At 74.2% G+C, this 16,175-nt stretch carries 17 protein-coding genes; 8 read left to right on the top strand and 9 right to left on the bottom strand.

Annotated features, from left to right (window positions below):
- Nucleotides 1–25: 25 nt before the first annotated feature.
- Both ACWAT2_RS04450 and ACWAT2_RS04445 read right to left on the bottom strand, forming a co-directional pair.
- Nucleotides 26–940 carry a transketolase family protein gene (locus ACWAT2_RS04450; RefSeq protein WP_402373291.1) on the bottom strand — a complete coding sequence of 305 codons (915 nt, stop codon included), beginning with the start codon at nucleotides 938–940 and terminating at the stop codon, nucleotides 26–28.
- Nucleotides 937–1,647: a thiamine pyrophosphate-dependent enzyme gene (locus ACWAT2_RS04445; RefSeq protein WP_402373288.1), complete on the bottom strand. Its 711-nt coding sequence runs from the start codon at nucleotides 1,645–1,647 to the stop codon at nucleotides 937–939. The genes ACWAT2_RS04450 and ACWAT2_RS04445 overlap by 4 nt, the downstream gene beginning before the upstream one ends.
- Nucleotides 1,648–1,705: 58 nt before the next feature.
- Here ACWAT2_RS04445 and soxR point away from each other — a divergent pair, with 58 nt between their 5' ends.
- From soxR to ACWAT2_RS04425, 4 genes are all read left to right on the top strand, one after another.
- Nucleotides 1,706–2,191 carry a redox-sensitive transcriptional activator SoxR gene (gene soxR / locus ACWAT2_RS04440; protein WP_402373285.1) on the top strand — a complete coding sequence of 162 codons (486 nt, stop codon included), beginning with the start codon at nucleotides 1,706–1,708 and terminating at the stop codon, nucleotides 2,189–2,191.
- Nucleotides 2,192–2,233: 42 nt separating this feature from the next.
- Nucleotides 2,234–3,454, top strand: coding sequence for an NAD(P)/FAD-dependent oxidoreductase (locus tag ACWAT2_RS04435; RefSeq protein ID WP_402373283.1), 1,221 nt, complete (start codon nucleotides 2,234–2,236; stop codon nucleotides 3,452–3,454).
- 4 nt (nucleotides 3,455–3,458) lie between these two features.
- Nucleotides 3,459–4,382: an RNA polymerase sigma-70 factor gene (locus ACWAT2_RS04430; RefSeq protein ID WP_402373280.1), complete on the top strand. Its 924-nt coding sequence runs from the start codon at nucleotides 3,459–3,461 to the stop codon at nucleotides 4,380–4,382.
- A gap of 83 nt (nucleotides 4,383–4,465) precedes the next feature.
- Nucleotides 4,466–5,128 carry an SDR family oxidoreductase gene (locus ACWAT2_RS04425; RefSeq protein ID WP_402373278.1) on the top strand — a complete coding sequence of 221 codons (663 nt, stop codon included), beginning with the start codon at nucleotides 4,466–4,468 and terminating at the stop codon, nucleotides 5,126–5,128.
- 46 nt (nucleotides 5,129–5,174) lie between these two features.
- Here ACWAT2_RS04425 and ACWAT2_RS04420 read toward each other — a convergent pair whose 3' ends face one another.
- Nucleotides 5,175–5,513 carry a nuclear transport factor 2 family protein gene (locus ACWAT2_RS04420; RefSeq protein ID WP_402373276.1) on the bottom strand — a complete coding sequence of 113 codons (339 nt, stop codon included), beginning with the start codon at nucleotides 5,511–5,513 and terminating at the stop codon, nucleotides 5,175–5,177.
- A gap of 129 nt (nucleotides 5,514–5,642) precedes the next feature.
- Here ACWAT2_RS04420 and ACWAT2_RS04415 point away from each other — a divergent pair, with 129 nt between their 5' ends.
- Nucleotides 5,643–7,382 (top strand): pyruvate dehydrogenase, encoded by a 1,740-nt coding sequence (locus tag ACWAT2_RS04415; RefSeq protein ID WP_402373274.1) that lies wholly within the window; start codon nucleotides 5,643–5,645, stop codon nucleotides 7,380–7,382.
- A 4-nt stretch (nucleotides 7,383–7,386) separates the two neighbouring features.
- Here ACWAT2_RS04415 and ACWAT2_RS04410 read toward each other — a convergent pair whose 3' ends face one another.
- The 3 genes from ACWAT2_RS04410 to ACWAT2_RS04400 form a co-directional block, all read right to left on the bottom strand.
- A complete protein-coding gene (locus ACWAT2_RS04410; protein WP_402373272.1) occupies nucleotides 7,387–8,010 on the bottom strand; it encodes a hypothetical protein in 624 nt (207 codons plus the stop codon).
- A gap of 38 nt (nucleotides 8,011–8,048) precedes the next feature.
- Nucleotides 8,049–9,125: a histidinol-phosphate transaminase gene (hisC, locus tag ACWAT2_RS04405; RefSeq protein ID WP_402373938.1), complete on the bottom strand. Its 1,077-nt coding sequence runs from the start codon at nucleotides 9,123–9,125 to the stop codon at nucleotides 8,049–8,051.
- Nucleotides 9,126–9,200: 75 nt separating this feature from the next.
- Nucleotides 9,201–10,499, bottom strand: coding sequence for a glycosyltransferase (locus ACWAT2_RS04400; RefSeq protein ID WP_402373269.1), 1,299 nt, complete (start codon nucleotides 10,497–10,499; stop codon nucleotides 9,201–9,203).
- A gap of 59 nt (nucleotides 10,500–10,558) precedes the next feature.
- Between ACWAT2_RS04400 and ACWAT2_RS04395 the strand changes: the two genes are divergently transcribed.
- Nucleotides 10,559–10,945 carry a phage holin family protein gene (locus ACWAT2_RS04395; protein ID WP_402373267.1) on the top strand — a complete coding sequence of 129 codons (387 nt, stop codon included), beginning with the start codon at nucleotides 10,559–10,561 and terminating at the stop codon, nucleotides 10,943–10,945.
- 40 nt (nucleotides 10,946–10,985) lie between these two features.
- On the opposite strand, the gene ACWAT2_RS04390 is transcribed toward ACWAT2_RS04395, so the two are convergent.
- A complete protein-coding gene (locus ACWAT2_RS04390) occupies nucleotides 10,986–12,539 on the bottom strand; it encodes an alpha/beta fold hydrolase (protein WP_402373264.1) in 1,554 nt (517 codons plus the stop codon).
- A complete protein-coding gene (locus tag ACWAT2_RS04385) occupies nucleotides 12,536–12,766 on the bottom strand; it encodes a hypothetical protein (protein ID WP_402373262.1) in 231 nt (76 codons plus the stop codon). The genes ACWAT2_RS04390 and ACWAT2_RS04385 overlap by 4 nt, the downstream gene beginning before the upstream one ends.
- Before the next feature lie 175 nt (nucleotides 12,767–12,941).
- Between ACWAT2_RS04385 and purB the strand changes: the two genes are divergently transcribed.
- Complete coding sequence (purB, locus tag ACWAT2_RS04380) at nucleotides 12,942–14,456, top strand: adenylosuccinate lyase (protein WP_402373261.1); 1,515 nt, start codon at nucleotides 12,942–12,944, stop codon at nucleotides 14,454–14,456.
- On the opposite strand, the gene ACWAT2_RS04375 is transcribed toward purB, so the two are convergent.
- Nucleotides 14,444–15,289 (bottom strand): helix-turn-helix transcriptional regulator, encoded by an 846-nt coding sequence (locus ACWAT2_RS04375; protein WP_402373258.1) that lies wholly within the window; start codon nucleotides 15,287–15,289, stop codon nucleotides 14,444–14,446. The genes purB and ACWAT2_RS04375 overlap by 13 nt on opposite strands.
- 114 nt (nucleotides 15,290–15,403) lie before the next feature.
- Here ACWAT2_RS04375 and ACWAT2_RS04370 point away from each other — a divergent pair, with 114 nt between their 5' ends.
- Nucleotides 15,404–16,171 carry an SDR family oxidoreductase gene (locus tag ACWAT2_RS04370; RefSeq protein ID WP_402373256.1) on the top strand — a complete coding sequence of 256 codons (768 nt, stop codon included), beginning with the start codon at nucleotides 15,404–15,406 and terminating at the stop codon, nucleotides 16,169–16,171.
- The last annotated feature ends 4 nt before the right edge of the window (nucleotides 16,172–16,175 follow it).

Raw genomic sequence — 16,175 nt, 5'->3', positions numbered from 1 at the left:
CAGCCCGTGACCGGGACGGTGCCACTCAGCCCAGCAGCGCCTTCACCTGCCGTCGCACGCCCGCCGCGTCGAGGCCGTGCGCGGCGGCGTGGTCGCGCGGCGTGCCGTAGCGGCGCAGCTCGGCGTCCCGGGGCACGCCGACGTGCAGCACCCGGGACGGCCGGTCGGCCAGCGCCGCCGCGACCCCTGCCGCGCTGGTTCCCGCCAGGTACGGCTCCACCACGGCGAGCGCCGGGGTCGGCCCCGCCAGCTCGCGCAGGCCGTCGGCGTCCAGCGGGTGGGGCGTGTTGGTGTGGGCCACGCGCACGGGCAGGTCGCGCGTCGCCTCGAGGACGACGTCGAGCATCGGCCCGACGGCGAGGACCAGCGGTGCGCCACCCGCGACGCCTCCCGAGACGTCCCGCACCAGGTGCACGCGCCCGTCGACCGGCTGCGGCCGCGCGTTGTGCTGCCCCGAGAGCCGCACGTACACGCGGCCGGCACCGGCGGCCTCGCGGCGCAGAAGCTCCGCGACCTCGTCGCCGTGGCCGGGCACGTGCACCGTCCACCCCGGCAGCGCGGAGACCAGGGCGACGTCGCCTGGCGCCTGGTGCGTGCGTCCGCCGGCGCTGACGTCGTACGACGCGCCGGCGCTCACCAGCAGCGCCCCGACGTCCTGGTGGCCGAGGTCCAGCTTGATCTGCTCGTACGCCCGCTCCACGAGGAACGGTGCGAACGTGTGGACGATCGGCCGGCGCCCGGTCAGCGCGAGCCCGCCCGCCACACCCATCATGGCCTGCTCGCGGATCCCGACGTCGACCACCTGGCCGGGCCGCCGCGCGATGGTCTCGCTGACGTAGCCGGACCCGATGACGGCCAGCACGAGGGCGGCGTTCGGGTTCGCGGCGAGCACCGGGTCGAGCTCGGCGTAGAACCGGGTCCGCATCTCTGCCGCGCTCATGCCGCCACCTCCTGGCCGCGCACCCCGGCGTGAAGCGTGGTGTCCACGACGACGGCGGTGGGCCGGTCCGGTGCGACGGTCCGCAGCGCGCCCGCGAGCGCCGCGTGGTCGTGCGCGGCGACGTCGGCCACCTGCCAGCCCTCGAGCGCGAAGCGGGCGGCGATCCCGCCGGGCCAGCCGAGGTTGTCGCTGTGGTTGTCGACGACGACGCAGGTGAGGTTGTCGAGGCCGAACCGGCCCGCGACGGCGATCGCCTCGGCGTTGCTGCCCTCGTCCAGCTCGGCGTCGCCGACGAGCACGACGACGCGTGCCCGCGACCGGTCCCGCAGCCCGAGCGCCATGCCGACGGCGATCGGCAGGCCGTGCCCGAGCGACCCGCTGCCGATCTCGATGCCGGGCACGAGCGTCCGGTCGGGGTGATGTCCGAGGCGCGAGTGCCAGGAGGCGACGTCGTCGAGCCATCCGACCGGGAAGAACCCCTTGGCGGCGAGCACGGCGTAGGTGGAGGCCGGGCCGTGCCCCTTGGAGAGCAGGAACCGGTCACGGTCGGGATGGTCGGGTGCGTCGGGAAACACCCGCAGCACCTGGTCGTACAGGACCCAGAGGACGTCGAGGGTGGAGTTCACGCTCGGGTCGTGCTTCTCGTCACCGGTCATGCGGGCGACGAGCTCCACGACGGACGGTGGGACGGTGTCGATGTCGGTCATGCTCCGATCGTGTAAGTTAAACCTCGCTTGAGGTCAAGACCCGACCCCCTGGAGTACCGTGGCGATCGAGCGATACCTGACCATCGGCGAGGTCGCCCGCCGCAGCGGCGTGGCGCCGTCGGGCCTGCGCTACTACGAGACGCTCGGGCTCATCTCCTCGGAGCGCACCACGGGCAACCAGCGCCGCTACGAACGCACCACGCTGCGGCGGGTGGCGTTCATCCGCACCGCCTCTCGGGTCGGGCTCACGCTCGAGGAGATCGGCGACGCGCTCGCGACGCTGCCCGAGGGGCGCACGCCCACCGCCGACGACTGGACCGGGCTCTCCCGCTCGTGGCGCCCTCTGCTGGACGCCCGCATCGCCGCCATCGAGCGGCTGCGCGACGACCTCGACTCGTGCATCGGCTGCGGCTGCCTCTCCCTGGAGCGCTGCGTGCTGCAGAACCCCGGCGACCGTGCGGCGACGCTCGGCCCGGGCGCCCGCTACCTGGAGGGCGACAGCCCCTCGGACGCCGCCCGCGCGGCCGGCCAGGACGCCACCTGAGGGTGCGTGTCACACCCGCGCGCGCTGGCTCGTCCCGTGGGTATGAGCACACACACGACACACAGCACACCCACCACCCACGTCCTGATCGTCGGCGCCGGGTTCGCCGGCGGCATGGCAGCGGTCCGGCTCGCGGGACGCTCCCGCGGCCGGGTGGCCGTCACCGTCGTCAACCCGCGGCCGACGTTCGTCAACCGCCTGCGCCTGCACCAGCTGGCCGCCGGGCAGCAGGTCCCCGCCCCGAGCATCCGCCGGATGCTCGGCCCGGACGTCACGTTCGTCGAGGGCTACGTCACCTCGCTCGACCCGGACGGCGGCCGGGCCACCGTCCACGGGCCGGACGGCGTGCGACAGCTGCTGTTCGACCGCGCCGTCCTCGCTACCGGCAGCACCACCGAGCCGGTGCCCGTCCCGGGCGGCGAGCACACGCACGGCGTCGCGGACCTGGCGGCGGCCGAACGGCTGCGGCACGCCGTCGCGAGCCTGCCCGCCGGGGCGGACGTCGCCGTCGTCGGCGGCGGGTTCACCGGCCTGGAGACCGTCGGCGAACTGGCCGCGACCCGGCCGGACGTCAAGACCCGCCTCGTCACCTCCGGAGAGGTCGGCGGCTGGTTCAACCCCCGGGCGGCCGCCCACGTGCGCACCAGCCTGGAGGGCCTCGGCGTCGAGTCGGTCGGGGGCGCCCGCGTCCGGGCCGTCGAGCCCGGCCTGCTCCTGCTGGACGACGGCGCCGAGGTCCCGTCCGACCTGACCGTCTGGTGCGGCGGCTTCGCCGCGCCGCCCCTCGCCCGCGAGTCCGGGCTCGCCGTCGACCCGGCCGGCGCCGCCCGCACCGACGCCGCCCTGCAGTCGGTGTCCCACCCGCAGATCATGGCGGTGGGCGACGCCGGGCACACGGTGGCTCCGCACGGCGGGCGGTACTCCATGTCCTGCCAGCTCGCGTTCCCCTCGGGGGCGCACGCCGCCGACGTGCTCTCCGCCGAGGCCCGCGGCACCGCCGACGGCGGCCCCGCGCCGCTGGACCTCGGGTTCCAGGGGCGCTGCGTGAGCATCGGCAGCCACGCCGCCGTGCTGCAGCTCACCGACCGTGACGATGTCGCGGGCGACCGCGCGCTGACCGGCCGCACCGCCGTCGCGCTGAAGAAGTTCCAGGTGCGCGGCGTGGTCGCGGCCATCGGCATCGCCCGCCGCGCGCCGGGAGCGATCCGCTGGCCCGGGTCCGGCCGTGCGCCGAGCCCCGTCCAGGCGCCGGTGGCAGGCTGAGAAGATGTCCCGCACCGAGGAGTTCACCGCGCTGCGGCCGCTGCTGTTCGCGATCGCCTACCGGATCCTGGGCAGCGTGACCGAGGCCGAGGACGCCGTCCAGGAGACCTGGTTGCGCTACGAGGGCACGACGGCGGAGCCGACGTCGGTCAAGTCGTTCCTGTCCGCCGTCGTCACCCGGATCTCGATCGACGTGCTCCGCTCGGCGCGGGTGCGCCGCGAGGAGTACACGGGCACCTGGTTCCCCGAGCCGCTGCTGGACGACCCGTACGAGGACCCGGAGCGCTCCGCCGAGCTCGCCGACTCGGTGTCCATGGCGGCGCTGCTCCTGCTCGAACGGCTCAGCCCGCTCGAACGGGCGGTGTTCGTGCTGCGCGAGGTCTTCGCGTTCGACTTCGCCGAGATCGCCGAGGCCGTCGACCGCTCCGAGTCGGCGTGCCGGCAGCTCGCGGTGCGGGCACGCCGGCACATGGCCGAGGGCCGGCCCCGGTTCGACGCCGACCGGCGCGAGCGCGAGGAGCTCACCGCCCGGTTCGTCGAGGCCTTCCGCGCGGGGGACGTGGACGGCCTGACCGAGCTGTTGGCGGCCGACGTCCAGGTGACCGGCGACGGCGGCGGCAAGGCCCCCGCGTTCCCCCGTCCGGTCGCCGGCCGGGAGAAGGTGCTCCGGGCGTTCGTGGCCTTCGCCGACCTGCTGTCGGCGGGCGACCTCGTGATCGAGCAGCACGAGGTCAACCACGAGCCGGGCATCGTCATCTCCACCACGGACCACGAGCTTCTCGCCGTCCTGGCGGTCGACGTGCTCGACGGTCACATCCAGACCGTCCGCGGCGTGATGAACCCCGACAAGCTCGCCCACCTCGGCCCCGTGGCGGACGCGTGGGCGGTGCAGGCCCGCGCGGTCCAGGCCCGGCGCGAACGGTCCTGACCTCCTCGCTGGCGTCGGGCGCCGACGTAGGACACGGTGGGAGGCATCCGCCCCAGCTCCCCCGAAGATCCTTGGAGGTCGTCATGAAGATCGTGGTCGTCGGTGCGCTCGGCAAGGTCGCGCGACACCTGCTCCCGCTGCTCACGAAGAGCGGGCACGACGTCGTCGGCGTGGTCCGCAAGCCCGAGCAGCTCGACGCCGTGACCGACCTCGGCGCCGAGGCGCTGCTCCTCGACGTCGAGACGTCGAGCACCGACCAGATCGCGACGGCGCTCGACGGTGCCGACGCCGTCGTCTGGTCCGCCGGGGCAGGCGGCGGCAATCCCGACCGCACCTACGCCGTCGACCGGGACGCCGCGATCCGCTCCATGGACGCCGCGGCGCTCGCCGGGGTCCGCCGGTACGTCATGGTGTCCTGGATCGGCTCCGTGCCCGACCACGGGATCCCCGAGGACTCGAGCTTCTACCCCTACGCGGACGCCAAGCTCGCCGCCGACGACCACCTGCGGGGCACCTCGCTGGACTGGACGATCCTCGGGCCGGGCAGCCTCACCGACGACGCCGCCACCGGCCGGATCGAGCGGGTCGCCGACGGTACGGCTCTCGAACGCGGCGAGGAGTCGGCCGTCCCGCGCGCCGACGTCGCCCAGGTGGCGGCCGACACGCTGCGCGAGCCGTTGACCGTGGGCGCGTTCGTCCGCTTCCGCAGCGGCGAGACGCCGATCCCGGACGCGCTGCGCGGCTGACGGCGCGGCTGACGGCGCGGCTGACGTGCCGGCCCGCGCGGGCCGGTCAGTCCGGCGTGTGCTGGTGCAGCAGCAGCCGCCACCCGTCGGCGCACACGTACGTGCTGGCCAGGGTCGCGACGTAGGTGTCCTCGCCGCGGCGCCCGGTGAACCGGTAGACGATCGTCGCGGTGTCGCCGCCGCGCACCAGCCGGGCGTCGTCCAGGTCGGCCTCGTCCCAGCCGGGCGAGGCGTCCATCGCGGCGACGCAGCCCGCCTTGTCCAGGACCGCACCCGGCACGACGACGAGAGCGTCGTCGTGCAGCACCTCCGCGTAGTCGGGGCCCGCACCGCGTGCGAGGCGGTCGTCGATCGCCAGGAGCTCGTGGAGCATCGCCTCGTCCATCCATCGACCGTAGGCTCGGGGCGGCCGCCCCGCAGCGGTGACCGACGCCACCGCGCTCCCCCGCGCGGGCACGGCCCGGCTGGGGCAGCATCGCAGGAAGCCGTCACCCGCTCCCCGGAGGTCACCGTCATGGCTCGCACCGTCGCCGAACACCTCGTCGACCAGCTCGTCGCCGCGGGCGTCGAACGCATCTACGGCATCGTCGGGGACTCGCTCAACCCGATCGTGGATGCCGTGCGCCGCACCGAAGGCATCTCCTGGGTGCACGTGCGCCACGAGGAGGCGGCAGCCTTCGCCGCCGCCGCCGAGGCCGAGGTGACCGGCAAGCTCGCCGTGTGCGCCGGGTCGTGCGGCCCGGGGAACCTGCACCTCATCAACGGGCTGTACGACGCGAACCGCTCCAAGCTCCCCGTCCTGGCCATCGCCTCGCACATCCCGAGCTCCGAGGTCGGGACGCAGTTCTTCCAGGAGACGCACCCCGACCGCCTCTTCACCGAGGCCTCCGTCTTCTCGGAGATGATCTCGACGTCGGCGCAGCTGCCGCGCGTCACCCGCTCCGCGATCCAGCACGCGCTCGCCGAGCCGGGCGTCGCGGTCCTCACCCTGCCCGGCGACGTCGCGGACGAGGAGGTGGCCGACGACGACGCGCCGATCCTCATCCCCGGCGCCTGCCCGGCGCGCGTCGTGCCCAACGGCACGGACGTGGCGGCGCTGGCGCGGGCGATCGACGACGCCCAGAAGGTCACCCTGTTCGTCGGAGCCGGTGCCCGAGGTGCGCGGGACGAGGTGCTCGAGCTCGCCGACCTCGTCGCCGCACCCGTGGGCCACTCGCTGCGCGGCAAGGAGATCATCCAGTACGACAACCCCCACGACGTCGGCATGTCCGGCCTGCTCGGCTACGGCTCCTGCCACCAGGCGATCCACGGGGCCGACCTCCTGGTGCTGATCGGCACGGACTTCCCCTACGACTCGTTCCTGCCGGACGACGTCCCGACGGCGCAGATCGACATCGACGCCTCCCACCTGGGTCGGCGCACCCGCCTCGACCTGCCCGTGCACGGCGACGTGGGCGAGACGCTGCGTCTGCTCAACCCGCTCGTGCAGCGCAAGACGAACCGCAAGTTCCTGCGCCGGATGGTCGACAAGCACGCCGAGAACATGACCAAGGTGGTCGGCGCCTACACGCGCAAGGTGGAGAAGCACACGCCGATCCACCCGGAGTACGCTGCGGTCCAGCTCGACGAGACGGCGGCGGACGACGCCGTGTTCACCGTCGACACGGGGATGAACAACGTCTGGGCGGCGCGCTACCTCACGCCCAACGGCCGACGGCGCGTCATCGGCTCGTTCCTGCACGGCTCGATGGCCAACGCCCTGCCGCACGCCATCGGGGCGTCGATGGCCCAGCCGGACCGGCAGGTGGTGGCCCTCGCCGGCGACGGCGGGCTGTCCATGCTGCTCGGCGAGCTGATCACCGTCCGCGCCTACGACCTGCCCGTGAAGATCGTGGTGTTCAACAACGCCTCGCTGGGCATGGTGAAGCTGGAGATGCTCGTGGAAGGGCTGCCGTCGCACGGCACCGACTCGCCCGAGGTGAACTACGCGGCGATCGGGACCGCCGTCGGCATCCCGTCGCAGCGCGTCGAGAAGCCGAAGGACCTGCGCAAGGTGTTCGCCGAGCGCCTGGACGCTCCCGGACCGGCGCTGGTGGAGGTCATGACCGACCCGAACGCGCTGTCCATCCCGCCGTCGATCACGTCCGGGCAGATCCGCGGGTTCGCGACCGCCATGACCAAGGAGATCCTGGGCGGCGGCATGGGCGAGGTCATGTCGATGGCTCGCTCGAACCTGCGCAACCTGCCGCGCTGACGGTTCAGCCGGCGGCGGCCATGGCGGCCACCAGCGCGTCCGCCGCGTCCCGGTCGCTGAACGCCGCGAAGTCCGACTCGTCGAGGGAGTTGATCTCGAGCACCACGGCGGCCAGCGCGTCCTCGTCGAGGTACAGGACGCGGTAGGCGCCCTGCGGGTTCGACGGGATCCACCGGCGCAGCACGCTGACCTCGAGCCGCCCGGACGTCACGGTGGTGACCTCGTTCTCCTGCACCGCCGTGCTGGTCTGCGCGTCGAACTCGTCCACGAGGAGGCTGCCGGCAGCCGCGTCGGCCACCTTGATGACCTGGAGCTCCCCGGCATACCGGTCCGGGGACCACAGACCGCACAGGTACCGGTAGGAGTCCGGCGCGGCCGGGTCGTCCCCGTAGGGTCCCCAGCCGACGTCGGTGTACCCGCCCTGCACGCCGAGCATCTCGGGGGGCTCGTCGCCGAGGAGACACCCGCCGCGCCCCAGGTGCGGCATCGCCTGCCCGTACCCGTCGGAATCGGCCCAGCCGTCGGCCGTGTCCTCGAGCCAGGACTCCGGGACGCCGGTCACGTCGGCGGGTTCGGTGCCGCCCGCCGAGCACGCCCCGAGACCCAGGGTGGCGACCAGGGCGGTCACGACAGGAGCAGCCGCGGACGCGGTCCGTCGGTGGCCCCTCACCGGACCCAGTCTGCGGCCAGCGCCAGGAACGCGTCGTTCGCCGCGACCTCACCGATGCTGACGCGCATCCCGTCACCGGCGAACGGCCGCACGAGGACGCCCGCCGCCGCGGCCTGCGCCGCCAGCTCTGCCGTCCGCTCCCCCGTGCCGAGCCACACGAAGTTCGCGTGCGTGGCCGGCACGTCCCAGCCCTGCTCGCGCAGCGCGTCCCACACCCTGGTGCGCTCGGCGACCAGCACCTCGACGTGGTCGGTCATCTCGGCCAGGGCCGGAGCCAGCAGCGCGGCGATCCCGGCCCGCTGGGCGAGGTGGTTGACGCCGAACGGCGTGGAGGTGGCACGGATGCCCGCGGCGAGGTGCGGCTCCGCCAGCGCGTACCCGACGCGCAGGCCGGCGAGCCCGTACGCCTTGGACAGCGTGCGCAGCACGACGACGTTCGGGTGGCGGCGCAGCACGTCGAGCCCGTCCGGGGACTCGGGGTCGCGCACGAACTCGAGGTACGCCTCGTCGACGACGAAGAGCACGTCGCGCCGGACGGACGCGAGGAACGTCTCGAGCTCGTCGGCGTGCACCACCGGACCGGTCGGGTTGTTGGGCGTGCACACCAGGACGGCGCGGGTGCGCTCGGTGACGGCGGCCGCCATCGCCGGCAGGTCCAGGCGGCCGGCGGCGCTGACCGGCACCGTCACCGCCGTGCCGCCGGCGACGGCCGTGATGATCGGGTAGGCCTCGAAGGAGCGCCACGGGAAGACGACCTCGTCACCCGGCTCGACGACCGCCTCGAGGACGTGCTGCAGCACCGCGACGGACCCGTTGCCCACGACCACCTGGTCCGCGCCGACGCCCACGTAGCCCGCGATGGTCTCGACGAGCTCCGTGGCGTACATGTCGGGGTAGCGGTTGACCTCGGCGGCTGCCGTCTGGATCGCGGCGAGCACCGACGGCAGCGGCGGGTACGGGTTCTCGTTGGACGAGAGCTTGTACGCCCGTCCGCTCGGGCGCGCGCCGGGGACGTAGGCGGGCAGGGCCGCGACGGCGGCACGCAACGGGACGGACGTGTTCGGGTTCGGCATGTTCGGCACGGCCCCAGGATCTCATCGGTCCGCCACGGCCCCGGTCCGAAGACTCCCGACGGCCCGGGCCCGGCGTCAGCCCGCGGCAGCGTGCGCCTCCAGCAGGTCCGCGGCGGCTCGCGTCCCCCCGGCGGCGCGCAGCTCGGCACCCAGCCGCTGCGCCGCCCGCCGATGGCTGCCGCCGGTCAGCACGCTCTCGACGGCGGCACGCACCGCGGCGGGTCGCGGCGTCCCGGTCCGCAGGTCCGCGCCGGCGCCGTGCCAGGCGACCCGGGCCGCGATCTCCGGCTTGTCGAGGTCTCCACCCGCGACAACCAGCGGCACGTCGTGGCGCAACGCCTGCAGCACGCCACCGAATCCCCCGTTGGTCACCATCACCGACGTCCGGGGAAGCAGCTCGGGATAGGGCACCATCTCGGCGACCCGGACGTTGGCGGGCAGCGGTCCGGGCAGCGGGTCGGTGCGGCTCCCGAGACCGACGACGACGAGGACGTCGGCGTCCGCGAGCGCACGGACGGTCGGCAGGATCAGGTCGTGCGGGTCGACGTTCGCGGTGCCCTGCGTCAGGTGGACGACCGGTACCTGCGCGTCGAGGACGTCGGACCACCAGCCGGGCCGTGCCGTCCCGGACGGCGTGCGGCCACCGTCGTCGGTCAGGTCGCCGACGAAGCGCACGTGCGGGCCGATGTCGTCGCGCGGGTAGTCGAGGCCGGGGACCCCCGCCGCCACGACGAGCTGCGGCGAGTACCACATCGCGTCGAACGACTCCTGGCCCGGACCGAGCCCCGCCTCCCGACGCACCCGCTCGTAGGGGCGCACGAGCGCGGTGTTCGCCAGGCGTGTCGTGCCGCCCAGGACGGCGTCGCGGAGCCGGCCGGCCGGACCGGTGGCGGGTCGCAGCCCGAGGCCCGTGGGCGGGATGCCCGGCCCGGGCGGCCAGTACGCGATCGGCGAGACGGTCGCCCAGGGTGCGCCCGCGCCGTCGGCCGCGAGCCGTTCGGCCGCCAGCCGGGTGCCCAGGGCCATCGGGTCGCCGGCCAGCAGGTCCCACGGTTCGGCGTGCGCGAGCGCCAGCAGGTCGGTCTGCTGGGCGACGGCCGTCCCGAGGAACAGCTCGCGCAGGTTCGTCACGACCTGCGCGAACCCCTTGCGCCCCCGCATGCGGGGGAAGGTCGCGGCGAAGTCGCGCTCGTCGAAGTCCGGCGCGACCTGCCAGGGCACGCCGCGCGCCCCGACGTCGTCGAACATCGACACGTGCGCGCGGCCGGTGTACACCCGCACGTCGTGACCGCGGCGGACCAGCTCTGCCGCGACCGCGCGGATCGGCCGGGCGTGCCCGGCGAACGGCATGGCGGTCATCATGATCGAGGCCATGCGCCGATCATGGCACCGCGGTTGTTCCCGTGGACGCCCGCCCGTGCCACGATGCCGTCATGAACCTCATCGCACGGATCGTCGTGACCTCGCTCGCGCTGTGGATCTGCGACCTGATCTTCGACAACCTCGAGATCTACGGCGGCGACGACGCGCTCGGGCGCATCCTCGTCATCGTGGGCGTGGCGACGATCTTCTCCTTGGTCAGCATGATCGTGAAGCCGATCGTGTCCCTCATCTCGCTGCCGCTCCTGATCCTCACCCTCGGCCTGTTCTACCTGCTGATCAACGCGCTGATGCTGTGGATCACGGTGTGGCTCACGGACCAGATCGGGGACTGGGGTCTCGACATCTCCGGCGGCTTCTGGTGGTACCTGTGGATCGCGCTGATCCTCGCGGTCCTGCAGACCGTCATCGGCTGGGTCGTCCCCGGCAAGCGGGACTGACGGGTCGGGCCCGACGGGGCGACCGCGCCACCGGGACAGGTCACTGCCCGGGCTGCCCACGCCGGACCGTGTAGAACGTCGTCTCGGACCGGTCGCCGTCCAACAGCTCCTCGATCGGCCGGACCACACCGGCCACCTGGACGTTGCCCACGGCCTGCGCGTGCGCCAGCGTGCGCAGGTGCGTGGGCACGGAGTGCGCCTTCCCGACGTTGCCGGACGCCGCGCGGTCGTGCGGGTCGTCGGAGGCTGACAGGTCACGACTCACCGTCACCCGATCGGGGGTCGCCGGGTTCTCCGCACCCGACCGTCCGTCGAGCGGTGAGACCAGCTCCTCGGTGTTCTCGACGTGCAGCGCCGGAACCCCGGGGGGCGTGCGGAAGGTCGCCGTCGGCGCCCCGGCCGTCACGACGCCGCCGACGCGGTGCTTCTGCCGGAACGACGGCGACGCGGCCAGCGCCGTCGCGGCGATCCCGCCGAGCGAGTGGCCCACGAGCACCACCGGCTCGTCCGGGGAGGCTCCCGCGTCCGCGAGCGCCTGCTCGACGGCGACCATCACGTCGGCCGTCTCGCCCGCCATGAGGTCGAGGTCGGTGGCGCCGTCGAACGGGTTCCGGGTGGACAGCACCTCCTGCGTCCCGGGGATCAGCACGGTCCAGCTCACCGTGCCGTCGGCGTGCTCGACCCGCTCCACCCCGACCGTGCCCGGCGGCGGCCCCGGCGCGGGCCGCCCCGGGATGCTGCTGCCGTGCGAGTACAGGTCCGCGGTGCGGGCCAGCGCCTCGGCCACGCTGCCGGCGCACGACCCCTGCCAGGCGGGCGGGCCGCCCGTGAACCGTGCGGGGTCCAGCGGCTCCACCGTGACGTCGACGCGGGGCAGGACGCTGTGCACCGCGCCGGAGAGCACCCGCGCGCCACCGGTCACGGAGAAGTCGCCGCGGGCCGCGAGCGGTGCCCCGGCAGCGACCCCGACGCCGCCGCCCAGGATCGCCTCGTCGGCGTACGGTGCCGCACCTCGCAGGATCCACCCGCCGATCCCTCCACCACCGGACGGTTCGACGTCGGCGGGAACGGTGGCGGCAGGTTCCTGCGGCCCGTCCGGGTCGGGCGCCAGCACGGCGGCCATGCCGATCCCGATCCGTCCGCCCCAGCGCGCCGGCAGGCCGAGCAGCGGGTCGGTGACCAGTCCGGTGACCACCCCCGCGACGGCCCCCGAGCCCACCGCCACGACGGCTCCGACGAGCTTCTCCGCGGCGGACTCGGCGTGCTCGTAGAGGCCCGCGGCGACCAGGAGCCGGTGCTCCAGGCTCGCGCAGGTGTCGGCGCGGGCGGCGAGCGCGACGGCGGCGTCGTCGGCGAGCGCCCGTGCCCAGCGGACCCGGCCGGGGCGACCGGGGTCCGTCTCCCCGAGGGGTGCGGGGCTCCACAGGTCGCGGTCGAGGGCGGTCCGGGCGGCGGCGCAGGCGGCCGTGGCGACGCGCAGGTCGTCGGCGGCGTCCGCGAGCCGGAGCGCCGCCGTGCGGATGTCGGTGGCGTCGACGTGCGCGACGGGTCGCCCGCCGACGACGACGAGCGTCTCGCGCGGGTCCCGGCTCACGGCGTCTCCAGGGCCGCGGTGACCCGGACGGCCTGCTCGACCGCGCCGGAGTCGGTGGCGAGGATCGTGAGCAGGTCGCTGATCGCGGCCCGGCAGTCGTCGCCGGCGGAGGAGTCCCAGGCGAGGACGGCGGCGCGGCGCAGCAGGGCAGCGGAGTCGTCGAGCGCGGCGTGGGCGTCGCGGAGCCGGGTGGCGGCCACGGCGACGTCGGAGGTCGGCATGAGCATGGCCCGGACGCTAGGGCGCTCGGGTGCCGACCGCCCCGGCCGACCCGGTCGCCTGTGGACGGTGGCAGCCTGTGGACGACCTCCCTCGACGGAGCGCTCGCACCACGACCGGTGCCCGACGACGGCGGCTCGGCCCGTGAGACCTGCGGGCCGGGCCGCCGGGCCGCGTGGGAGAATGCAGGGCGTGACCTCCACCGCGCCGCAGCCTGACCAGCCCACCCGTGTCGACCTCGCCGACGTCACCCCGCCGATCGCGCTGGGGCCGCTCGACGGCCGCTACCGGGGTGCGGTGGCGCCGCTCGTGGACCACCTGAGCGAGGCCGCGCTGAACCGGGCGCGCATCCACGTCGAGGTCGAGTGGCTGATCACGCTGTGCAACGGCACGGCGGGCAACGGCACGGCGGGCGACGGCACGACGGAGGCACCGGGCGCGGTGGTGCCCGGCGCTCCCACCCTGACCGACGCGGAGATCGCGTACCTGCGCCGGATCCCGGCGACGTTCGGCGCGGACGAGATCGCCGAGCTCGCCGAGATCGAGCGCGAGACGGTGCACGACGTCAAGGCCGTCGAGTACTTCATCAAGCGCCGCATCGCCACGGCGCCCGACGAGCTCGGCGACACGAACCTGCCGGCCGCGAGCGAGCTGGTGCACTTCGCGTGCACGTCCGAGGACGTCAACAACCTCAGCTACGCGCTGATGGTGCGCGGCGCCGTCGTCGACGTGTGGCTGCCGGCGGCCGAGGGCCTGGCCGACCAGCTCGCCGAGATGGCGCGTGAGCACGCCGACGTGCCGATGCTGAGCCGTACCCACGGCCAGCCGGCCACGCCGACGACGATGGGCAAGGAGCTCGCCGTGCTCACCCACCGGCTCCGCCGTCAGCTCCGCCGCGTCGCGGGGGCGGAGTTCCTCGGCAAGCTCAACGGCGCGACCGGCACGTACGGCGCGCACACCGTCGCGGTACCGGGTGCCGACTGGCCGGCCGTCTCGCGGGAGTTCGTCGAGCACCTGGGCCTGACCTGGAACCCGCTGACCACGCAGATCGAGTCGCACGACTGGCAGGCCGAGGTCTACGCCGACATGGCGCGGTTCAACCGGATCCTGCACAACCTCGCGACCGACGTGTGGACGTACATCTCGCTCGGGTTCTTCACGCAGATCCCCGTCGCGGGCGCCACCGGCTCCTCGACGATGCCGCACAAGGTGAACCCGATCCGGTTCGAGAACGCCGAGGCCAACCTCGAGATCTCCTGCTCGCTGCTGGACACGCTCTCGGCCACGCTCGTCACCAGCCGTCTGCAGCGCGACCTCACGGACTCCACCACGCAGCGCAACATCGGCCCTGCGTTCGGGCACTCGCTGCTCGCCATCGACAACGTGCGCCGCGGGCTGAAGGCCCTCGCCGTCAACGCCGACCTCATGGCCGACGACCTCGACCACAACTGGGAGGTCCTCGGCGAGCCGGTCCAGTCGGCGATGCGCGCCGCGTCCGTGGCGGGGGTCGAGGGCATGGAGAACCCGTACGAGCGCCTCAAGGAGCTCACCCGCGGCCAGCGCGTCGACGCCACCCGCATGCGCGAGTTCGTCGGCACGCTCGGCCTGCCCGACGACGTCGCGGCGCGGCTCGCCGAGCTCACCCCCGCCGCGTACACGGGCATCGCGGCACGGCTGGTCGAGGACTACCTCGACTGAGTCAGCTGCTGCTGCCCGACGACGGACAGCAGCGCGAGCTTCTCCGCGTCGACGGAGCGCGGCGCGGCGGTGAGGACGAGCAGCGCCTGCGTCTGGTCCTGCGTGAACAGCACCTGGCAGTCGAGCTCGATCGGGCCGACCTCCGGGTGCACGAGCGTCTTGTGGTCCTCGTACCGCCGGGCGACCTCGTGCCGCTCCCAGATCTCGACGAACTCCTCGCTGGCGTCCTGCAGGACCCGCACCAGCTCCCCGGCAGGCGAGCCGGGCCCGAGCAGCCCGACGGCGGCCCGCAGGTTCGCGACGACGGCCCGGCCGTGCCGCGCACGGTCCGCGGCCGGGTAGATCTCCCGGCTCGCCGGGTCGGTGAACCACCGGTAGTACTCGCTGCGAGCCCAGCCGGCGGCCTGCGAGTGGTCGCCGAACAGGGCGACGGCCAGGGGGTTGGCCGTGAGCGCCTCGCCCACGCAGGACAGGATGAGGGCGGGCGTGTCGTGGAGCCGGTCGAACACCCGCCGCAGCGCCGGTGCCACGTGCGGGTGGCACACGATCCGGTCGGGCGTGCCGCGCCCCGCCGTGCGGAACAGGTAATCAGTCTCGTCGTCGGTCAGGCGCAGCGCCCGGGCGATCGCGGCAAGCATCTGCTCGCTCGGCTGCGGGCCGCGCTGCTGCTCGAGCCGCGTGTAGTAGTCGACGGACATCGCGGCGAGCGCGGCAACCTCCTCGCGGCGCAGGCCGGCAGTGCGCCGTCGGGCGCCGGGGGCGAGCCCGACGTCGGCGGGCTGCACCGCCGCGCGGCGGTGACGGAGGAAGGCGGCTAGCGCGGCTCGGTCCATGCCCACCATGGTCCGACGGCGGCACCCCGGCACGCCAGTGCCCAGCCAGGGATCGCCGGTCCCCCGACGAGGGGTCCTCTCCCGCCGTCGTGCCGTGGCGCGCACCGTGGAGCCATGGACATCACGAACAGCACCGTCTTCATCCCCGGCGCGACCAGCGGCATCGGCCTCGCTCTCGCGCAACGTCTGCACGCGGCCGGCAGCACCGTGATCGTGGGTGGGCGCCGCACCGAGCGGCTGGCCGCGATTGCTGCGGACCACCCCGGCATCGACACCGTGCAGATCGACACGACCGACCCGGCGAGCGTCGAGGTCGCCTCGCGGGAGGTCCTCGCGAAGCACCCGGACCTGGACGCCGTCGTCGCGATGGCGGGCATCATGCTCACCGAGGACTGGCGGTCGGCGGACGTCCTCGCCACGGCCGAGCGGGTCGTCACCACCAACCTTCTGGGCCCGTTGCGGCTCCTGGCCGCCTTCACCGAGCACCTGCAGGGCCGCGACGGCGCCACGTTCGTCACGGTGTCGTCCGGCCTGGCGCACGTGCCGCTCATCGCGACCCCCGTCTACAACGCGACCAAGGCCGCGATCCACAGCCTCTCGGAGGGCGTGCGGCTGCAGCTCGAGCCGGTGGGCGTGCAGGTGGTCGAGATCGTCCCGCCGGCGGTGTCCACCACCCTGACACCGCACCTGGCGGACAACCCCGCCGCGTTGCCGCTCGACGCGTTCGCGGACGAGGTCATGGCTCTGCTGGCAGCCGACCCGGACGCGCACGAGGTCCTGGTCGACGCCGTGCAGCCCCTGCGGCGGGCCGAGCTCGACGGCCGGTACGCCGAGACCCTCGCGCAGCTCAACGGGCTGGACCTCCCGGCCGCCGCCCGCTGAGCCG

The organism is Isoptericola sp. GX10416 (genome assembly GCF_056590155.1).
The sequence above is the reverse complement of the archived record's forward strand: the minus strand, read 5'-3'. Positions and strand labels throughout refer to the sequence as shown.